Origin of the sequence: Microvirga sp. KLBC 81, from assembly GCF_003075415.1 — a bacterium.
Lineage (GTDB): Bacteria > Pseudomonadota > Alphaproteobacteria > Rhizobiales > Beijerinckiaceae > Microvirga.
In genome coordinates this window covers 1-690 of the sequence record NZ_QDAH01000303.1, presented here as the reverse complement: position 1 = coordinate 690, position 690 = coordinate 1, and the positions used below count along the sequence as shown (strand labels likewise).

The following is a 690-nucleotide window of genomic DNA, read 5'->3' as shown; positions in this document are numbered from 1 at the left end:
CCGCTCACCGCCGCTGATCTGCTCAACGACCGTGTCCTGCCGTTCTTCGATGCCCACGACGTGAAGCTGTGTCGGGTACTCACCGACCGAGGCACCGAGTACTGCGGCAATCCCGAGCACCACGAGTACGAGTTGTATCTCGCCGTCGAGGACGTGGATCATTCCCGCACCAAGACCAAGAACCCACAGACCACTGATGTGATCGACAAGAGCTTTTTTGCTTCAACTGGTGTATTCTCTCCTCGCGCACGGGCAACTCTGTGGCAAAGAGCAGGGCTTGAGGTGCAAACCCTGCCGCGCAGCCTTTATCGTTGCTCCTCTTTTAGAGCGCCCGTGCGCACCTTTCCGGATCGCGAGCCACGAGGGCTCCAGCCAGCGACAAACCGCGTGTAAGCCGCCTCGGCCTGCTCGACCCAGCGCCGCTCCTGGTCACGATGGCTCTTGAGATTGTAGGCGTGGGCCGCTCCTTTCTGGCCGCGGGCAGCCGGGTGTCCCGCCTTGAGTTCGAGTTCGCGCATCTTCTTGGCATGCAGCGCTGGACGGGCCCACAGATAGCTCTCGCCCTTGTGCAGCAAATGCCAGATGAGGACGGCCAACTTGCGGGCCGTTGCCACCGCCGCCACGTGCTGACCGCGCCGGCTGCTCACCCGGAGGAAGAACGCCCGCAGGGGACCCGGGGCTCGCGCCGCG

Annotated in this window: 2 pseudogenes; one reads left to right on the top strand and one right to left on the bottom strand. The window is 63.8% G+C overall.

The window, feature by feature from the left end:
- Window positions 1-210, top strand: a pseudogene (locus DC522_RS36735) (IS481 family transposase); the annotation flags it as partial.
- A gap of 95 nt (window positions 211-305) precedes the next feature.
- Here DC522_RS36735 and DC522_RS33890 read toward each other — a convergent pair.
- Window positions 306-690 (bottom strand): annotated as a pseudogene (locus DC522_RS33890) (IS110 family transposase); the annotation flags it as partial.